The organism is Acidobacteriota bacterium (assembly GCA_030949985.1).
Lineage (GTDB): Bacteria > Acidobacteriota > Polarisedimenticolia > J045 > J045 > JALTMS01.
This window is the reverse complement of sequence record JAUZRX010000005.1, coordinates 22,440-29,855: the sequence shown is the minus strand read 5'-3', so window position 1 is coordinate 29,855 and position 7,416 is coordinate 22,440. Positions and strand designations below refer to the sequence as shown.

Genomic DNA, 7,416 nt, shown 5'->3' with positions numbered 1-7,416 from the left:
ATCATCGCCGCGCTCCGCGAGGGTGACTTGCAGGCCATCCCCCCGCGCTACTGGCTCGAACTCGATTGCGTCTGCCGCGAGTGCGGCGCCGCCTATTGCCGCGGGTGCTGGAGCGATTTCATGGACGAATTCGACCCCGACCGGCCCATCTGGTACGAGTGCACCCATGCCACCCGCCCAAAAGGCCACCGCCAGATGGTGGCGGATTGAGCCGGTTGCGCCACTCCCGGGGCCTCCTCAGCGAGCGCCTGACTATCGAACGACCCTGCGCTGTCAAGATGCTTGCAGCGCCCGATCGCATTCATGTATGCATCCGCCTTGACGAGTTATCCGGCGTTCGCAGGAGAAGAGCAGATCCGTGGCGATATGAAAAACCGACGCGCCGTCGCCTCCCGCCTGCCCACGCTTCTGAATCTCCGCCGCCCCATCACCAAGAACCCCGTCAGTCCTCTCGAGCAAGCGCTCCGGAATCAGACCGGCGAGCGGTTGCGCGCCCAGCGGGGGTGCGTGATCTCGTACTTCTGGATCTTGTAGTTCATCACGCGACTCGAGATGCGGAGAAAGCGGGCGGCGTCTTTCTGGATCCAGTCGTTCATGCGCAGGGCCTCGAGAATCGCCATCTTCTCGAGCTCCTCGAGGGCCATGCCCTCGGCGGGCAGGCGCAGGACGGCGGACATGCGCGAGCGCTCGTCGCCGGCGCCGCCACCCTGCCCCAGGGTGAGGTCGCCCGGCTTGATCATGCCGCTGTCGGCCATCAGGACGGCGCGCTCGATGGTGTTCTCCAACTCGCGGATATTGCCGGGCCAGTTGTGACGAGTCAGGGCGCGCAGGGCTCCGGGGGAAAAGCCGTGCATCGGCTTCTTCAGATCTTCGCCGAAGCGCTGGAGGAAGTAGGTCGCCAGCGGGACGATGTCTTCCTTGCGCTCCCGCAGGGGAGGCATGTTGATCGTCACCACATTGAGGCGGTAGAAGAGATCTTCGCGGAATTCGCCGGCGGCGATCGCCGCCTCCAGGTCGCGGTTGGTCGCGGCGATCAGGCGGACGTCGGACTTGATGCTCCGAGTCCCGCCCAATCGCTCGAACTCCCGTTCCTGGAGCACCCGCAGCACCTTGGCCTGGGTACCCGCGGACATGGTGCCGATCTCGTCGAGGAAGAGCGTCCCCTCGTTGGCCAGTTCGAAGCGGCCGACCCGCTGGCGATCGGCGCCGGTGAACGCTCCCCGCTCGTGACCGAAGAGTTCGGACTCGAGCAGATTGTCGGGCAGTGCCGCGCAGTTGATCTTGACGAAAGGGCCGTCGGCCCGGGTGGAGTTGCGATGAATCGCCTCGGCGATCAGCTCCTTGCCGGTGCCGGTCTCGCCGAGAATCAGCACGGTGGCGTTGGACGGCGCCACCTTGCTCAACACCTCGAAAACCCGCCGCATGGCCGGCGACTCGCCGACGATGTTGTCGAAGCGGCCGACCAGGTCGCGCCGGTCGAACTCCATCAGCCGGGAGAGCAGGCGCCGGTGCTCGAGAGCCCGCTCGGCCTTCAGCTCCAGTTCCTCGAGGTTGAAGGGTTTCTGGATGTAGTCGTAGGCCCCCAGGCGCATGGCCTGCACGGCGCCTTCCACGGTGCCGTAGGCGGTCATCATGATCACCGCCGTCGAGTCGTTGATCATCCGCACCCGGCGCAACAGCTCCAGGCCGTCGACAACGGGCATCTTGTAATCGGTGATGACCAGGTCGAAGACCTGCTCTTCCAAGGCCTCGAGAGCTTCGTCACCCGCTTCCGCCTGGACCACTTCGTGCCCCGCGTCGACGAAAGCCTCGGCGATGCCTTCCCGCAGGTTGCGCTCGTCCTCGGCAACCAGAATCTTCCGCATGGGTTCTCCTACCCGCGCCCCTGCCCGTCATCGACCGCCACCGGCAGCCGGAGGGTGAAGGCCGTCCCTCCCTGCTCGCCCACGGACACGTCGATCATGCCATGGTGGCATTCTACGATTTTTCGCGCCATGGCGAGGCCAATCCCCGATCCACCCTCCTTGGTGGTGACGAAGGGGTAGAAAATCTTGTCCCGCACCTCCGGGGGAATGCCCGGTCCGTCGTCCCGGATGGTCACATCCACCGCCCCCGGCTGGCGCTGGGGACGCGCCACCGGGCGAATATCCACCTCGATCTTGCCCTCCTCCCCCACCGCCTGGTAGGCGTTGACCAGGATGTTGGTGAAGACCTGCCGCATCAACGCGGGATCGTGCTCCACGTCGGGAGCTTGGGGGTCATAACGACGCTCGACGATCACCTGGCTGTCGGGGAAGCGCGCCCGGGCTTCGGCCAGGGCTTCGTCGAGGGCCGCGGCCAGGGAGCGGCGCTGCATTTCCGGAGCGATGGGCCGGGCGAACTCCAGGCCGCGGGTGACCGTCTGGTTGAGTCGGGCCACCTCGGCGGCGATCTTCTCCACCGATGCCAGCGCATCGTCGCCCGCGCCGCAGCGGGCCAGCTTGCGGCGCAACAGGGTGGCCATCACCTCGATGGAGGCCAGGGGATTGCGTATCTCGTGGGCCAGGCTGGCGGCCATCTGTCCCAGGGCCGCCAGGCGGTCGCGCAAGCGGTCCTGCTCTTCCTGGCGCTCGACCTGGGTCAGGTCCTTGAAGAACAGCGCCACACCGAGTTGCCGCCCCTCCGCCACGATCGGCGAGATGGTAAAGCCGATGGTGCGGCCGTCGTCTTCCCTGGAACGGATCTCCATCTCGGCCCGATTGGGGAGCTGGGACATTTCCAGCGCGTCGATCAGCACCTCGGCCAGCCGCGGGTGACGGGCGAGCGCGTCGCGCACCGGCCGCCCCTGGGCCACCGGTTCGTCGAGTTCGAGGATCTCCCGCGCCAGCTCGTTGACCGTCAGCACGCAGCCCTCCTGGTCCACGGTGACGATCCCGCAGCGCATACCCTCCACGACTCCTCGGAAGAAGACGTCCGGCCCGTCCAGAAGACACTCCTTCCCGACGCCATCCGGCGCCCGGCAGGTGGAACTTCCCTCCGGGTCCAATCTCGTGACGGAGGAAGAACCGGTCAAGGCGCCCTCCTGGCCCGACGCGCCCGGCGCGAGAGGGCCTCCCGCAGCCAGGCGGCGTCCTCGCCGTCGATCACCCCGTCGCCGGTGGGGTCCCACGAGGTGCGGTAGACGGGATCGCCCCGCTCCACGCCGAAGAGCTGCTCGAGCAAGGCCAGGTCGCGCTCGTCCAGGCCGCCCGACCCGTCCAGGTCGAGCACGGCCGGGTGAGCCGCCGCGTAGGCCGGCGCCTTGGGCACGGGATTGACCACCAGCAGGTCGGCCGGCGACACGCCCGCGGCATCCTCCGCCAGCACCGCGATCACCGCCAGGTCATGGCGAATCACGGTGGTCTGCACCACCGTCAACCCCTCTCTCCGGGAGAGCACCCAGGCGCCGTCGTCGAAGTTGGCGCCGCTGATCGAAACCAGGCTCTCCCGACCCGGCCGCACATCTCCCTCCACCCCGTCGATCCGCGGCGCGGGATAGCTGACCAGGGTGCGACCGGCGCGGGCCGCGGCATTGCCGAAGCTGTCGTAGGGGCGCAGGCGGAAGCCGTAGCGCCGACCGTCGGCCAGGCCCGTGATCACGGCCCGGGTGGCCAGCCCCACGTCGAGCACCTGCACCATCCGGCCATCCTCGTCCAGCACCTCCACCTCGAAGCCGGCGGTCAGATCGTCGGTGGGCTCGCCCCAGGCGAGCACCAGTTCTCCGGCCCGAACCCCGCCGCCCGCCAGGGCCAGCACGGCCAGGATGAGCGCCATCCCGCCCACGATCTTCATGGCTCTTCCTCCCCGGATCATTCGGCCACCCCCAGGGCCCCGGTGGCTTCCTGGGGCTCGACTTCCGTGGCGAAAGGCGCGCCCACGCTGCTGCCGGCGGGCAGCAGGAACTCGCCGCTCTCACCGATCAGCACCACGCCCAGGGGACCGGTGCGCACCTGCACCATGCCCCACGAGCCCGCCGGCAAAGCCTGCTTGGGGCGCAGCAGCACCGTGCGCCCGCCGTCCTCCAGCAGGACCTGCTGCAGGGGCACCGGCTGGTAGCGTCGGCCCACCTTGGTCAGCACGCGAAAGACGCTGTCGTTGGCCGACCGTGGAGCCACGGGCACACCGAAGCGCACCCGGAACTCGGCCCCGGTGGGCACGCCGGAGCTGGTCAGCGGGGCCTGGCCCGAGTTGGGCTCGAGGCTGGTCTCGGGGCCGCCCGCAGGATCCCGGTAGGAAATCTGCTCGAGGGCGCCTTCCACCCGCCACGCCGGACGGGTCATCCACACGCCGTCCATGTACAGGTCGCCATGGCCCGCTCTCCGCAACCGATCGAGGGCCGCATCGCCGCCCAGGTGAACCATGGTGGTGTAGGCATGATCCGCCAGCAGGCTCTCGGCCAGCAGCAGGCGGATGGTCCGTCCCCCGGACTCGAAGCGGGGCGAAGTGTCGAGCTGGGCCAGGGGCCGGTCGCCGTCGAGCACCGCCAGCCGCTGTCGCAACTCGGCGGGGCTGAAGACGGTGGCCAGGCCGCTCATGTCCCGATCGAAGGTGATCCGCACCTCGGCGAGCTGGCGACTGACCCCCACCGCGCCGGCGCCCGGGAAGGCGTCGAGCACCGTGGGCCGGCTGGAGGAGTCCCGCTGGTCGGCAGCGGTGGTGAAGCCGGGCGACTGGGTGTAGCTGGCGGCCAGGGGGTTGCCGGCCTGGTCCTGGACACCGCCGGCGCCGCCCCGCGCGAAAAGGCGGTAGGTGGCGCCGGAGGCCAGGGGCTGGGCGGGCTTGAGGGTCACCACCGCACCGGAGACCCGGGGCCAGCCGGCCTGCTGGGCCACCGGCGCGCCGGAAGCATCGAGAATCTGCACGGTCGAGGCCGTCACGCTGGCGGGATCGAGCGCCTCGCTGAAGGTCAACCGCGGCTCGAAGGTGACCGGAACCTGGCCGGCGCCGGCCCCGGGATCACTGCTGGTGACCCGCGGGGGCGTGGTGTCGTTCGGTGCGGGCAGCACTTCGACCGCCTCGGCCAGAGTGCCGAAGACCCAGGGGTGGGGCGAAGGGTCGCTCCAGGAGCGATCCGGGTTTTCCACGGTCAGGGAGGACCACCCCGTGGCCGCGTCCGAGGCCGCCCGCACGCGCACGCGGAGGGTTCCACAGGCGTCCACCGTGGTCTGCTCGACCACAAGGCCGCTGTTGCCGAAAAGCACCTGTGCGGGCGGATAGTTCCCATCGCCCCCATCGAAGTTGGCGCCGCTGACGGTCAGGGTGGCGGTTTCGCCCTGGCGCAGGCTGGCCGGCTCGACGCGGGTGATCACCGGCCGGGGCAGGCCCTGCACCTGGTTGCTGTCCCCGGCGCTTTCGAGCCCGCCGGTGTCGTAGGCCCGCACCGCCGCGTACCACATGCGGCAGTCGGTCAGCCCGGTCAGGGTGGCGCTGGTGGAGAGCCCGGCATCCTGCTGGCGATCGAGCAGGCCGGGAGCCGTGCCGTAGTAGACCCGGTAGCCTGCCAGATCGCTGTCCGGCACCGGATCCCAGGCCAGCGAAATCGTTCCCGCCCCGGCCATGGGCACCGTGGCGAGCAGACCGACAAGAGCAATCAGGGCAGCCGTCCGACCCTGGCGGCTGAGCCTCGTGGCGTTCATGCAGGTCCTCTCCGGGGGGCTCCCTCCGAACCGCCCGAGCCCTTTTCATGCAAGGCCCGTTCCACGATCAGGACTCGGCGCCTCCCCGGCGGCGTTTTCTTCAACACGCCTGTTTGCAAGAGTTACGGCGGGGGCCCTCCGACGGTGCGCCGTCGGACCCGGCCGCCGATTTCCTTTTCGTAATCGGCCTGACGGCCCGGTGCTCCAGCGCGAAACAAGGGACCCCGACCGTTGTGGCGGCCGGGGTCCCGAGTCGAGGCCTTGGGGGAGGTCTCGGAGTTTCCCTTGTTCTTCCCGAAGACTGGAGCGTTACCTCACGTCGGTCCGGCGAAGCCCGGAAACCGCGGAAGGAGGAAGGTTCTCGGTGGTGAAGCCCGGAGACTGGGTCCAGGTCTGGTCCATCGGGTTGCCGGCCAGGTCCCGGACACCGCCGGCGCCGCCCACCACCCGCACCCGGTAGGTGCTGTTCTCGGCCAGTGCCGCCGCCGGCGTGAGGGTCGCGCTTCTGCCGTCGGCGGAAAGCACGGGCGAGCCGGCGGCCTGGGCCACCGCCACTCCCTGGGTGTCGATCAACTGGATCGTGGAAGCGCTGACGCTGGCCGGATCGAGGGCCTCGTCGAAGGTCACCACCGGCTGGACCTGCACGCTCACGCCGCCGGCCCCGGCCGCCGGATCGGTGCCCGTGACCCGGGGCCCCTGGGTGTCGGCCGCCGCGGCGGTGGTGAAGCCCGGACTCTGCTCGAAGTCGGCGGCCATTTCCTTGCCCGCCTCGTCGCGCACGCCGCCGGGTCCGCGCACCCAGATGCGATAGGTGGCCCCCGCGTCGAGGTCCACGGCGGGCACGATGGTCGCCACACGCCGATCCCCCGAAAGCTGGGGCGAGCCGGCGGCCTGGGCCACCGCCGCGCCGGAAGCATCGAGCAGCCGCACGTTGGCGGACGTGATCGACGCCGGATCCATCGCCTCGCTGAAGGTCACCGTGGGGCGCACCGTGACCGCCACGTCGGTGGCTCCGGCGGCGGGATCGGTGGCGCTGACCGTGGGCGCCGGGTTGGCCGTGACCGTAAAGAGCCCGGCACCGGTCCCGAACGAGCCGTCAGGGTTGATCACGGTGACGTCCCGCGCACCGACGGCGGCGCTCCCGGCGATGGTGATATCCACACTCAGCGTGTTGCAGTCCACGTAGTTCACCGCGTCGACGGTGATGCCGCCGCCCGAGAACTCCACGCCGGCCCCGCTGTCGAAGGACTCTCCCGTGACCGACAGGGTCAAACTCCGGCCCTGCTCTCCACTGGCGGGGCTGGTGGCGGAAACCACGGGTCGGGGCAGACCCACCACCTGGTTCGAGTCGTTGGCCGACTCGAGACCGCCGCTGTCGTAGGCCTTGACCACGATGTAGTAGCGGGTGCAGGGATCGAGACCGGTGAGAGTGGTCGAGGTGACGTTGCCCACGTCCTGCACCTGGTCGTAGGTGCCCGCGCTGGTGCCGTAATACACGCGGTAGCCCGCCACATCGCTGTCGGCCACCGGATCCCAGGCCAGGGAGATCGTGCCTGCCCAGCTCACGGCCCCTGACGACACCACCACCACCAGCACGGCCAGCAGCGGAATCCAACGCAGACTCCTCATCGCTCGCACCTCTCGGATTCCCGCCCGCCGGCCGCGCCCTGGGCGTGACACCGCCGGCTGGGGTGTCGTTCCATTCAAGGCCCATGCCACTTCCGCGCATCCGCCGGGAACACCGTTCAACTGACGTCCTGCC

At 69.5% G+C, this 7,416-nt stretch carries 6 protein-coding genes; 1 reads left to right on the top strand and 5 read right to left on the bottom strand.

Going from position 1 to position 7,416, the window contains the following annotated elements:
- A partial coding sequence (locus Q9Q40_00890; protein ID MDQ7005767.1) for a hypothetical protein occupies positions 1-210 on the top strand: 210 nt, incomplete at its 5' end.
- 260 nt (positions 211-470) lie between these two features.
- On the opposite strand, the gene Q9Q40_00885 is transcribed toward Q9Q40_00890, so the two are convergent.
- The 5 genes from Q9Q40_00885 to Q9Q40_00865 form a co-directional block, all read right to left on the bottom strand.
- Positions 471-1,865 carry a sigma-54 dependent transcriptional regulator gene (locus tag Q9Q40_00885; GenBank protein MDQ7005766.1) on the bottom strand — a complete coding sequence of 465 codons (1,395 nt, stop codon included), beginning with the start codon at positions 1,863-1,865 and terminating at the stop codon, positions 471-473.
- Positions 1,866-1,873: 8 nt separating this feature from the next.
- The gene (locus Q9Q40_00880; protein MDQ7005765.1) at positions 1,874-3,148 is read right to left on the bottom strand and encodes an ATP-binding protein; all 1,275 of its coding nucleotides are present in this window, start codon (positions 3,146-3,148) and stop codon (positions 1,874-1,876) included.
- Complete coding sequence (locus Q9Q40_00875) at positions 3,049-3,810, bottom strand: fibronectin type III domain-containing protein (GenBank protein ID MDQ7005764.1); 762 nt, start codon at positions 3,808-3,810, stop codon at positions 3,049-3,051. The genes Q9Q40_00880 and Q9Q40_00875 overlap by 100 nt, the downstream gene beginning before the upstream one ends.
- Positions 3,811-3,827: 17 nt before the next feature.
- A complete protein-coding gene (locus tag Q9Q40_00870; GenBank protein MDQ7005763.1) occupies positions 3,828-5,654 on the bottom strand; it encodes an Ig-like domain-containing protein in 1,827 nt (608 codons plus the stop codon).
- A 309-nt stretch (positions 5,655-5,963) separates the two neighbouring features.
- Positions 5,964-7,283, bottom strand: coding sequence for an Ig-like domain-containing protein (locus tag Q9Q40_00865; GenBank protein ID MDQ7005762.1), 1,320 nt, complete (start codon positions 7,281-7,283; stop codon positions 5,964-5,966).
- Positions 7,284-7,416 lie beyond the last annotated feature (133 nt).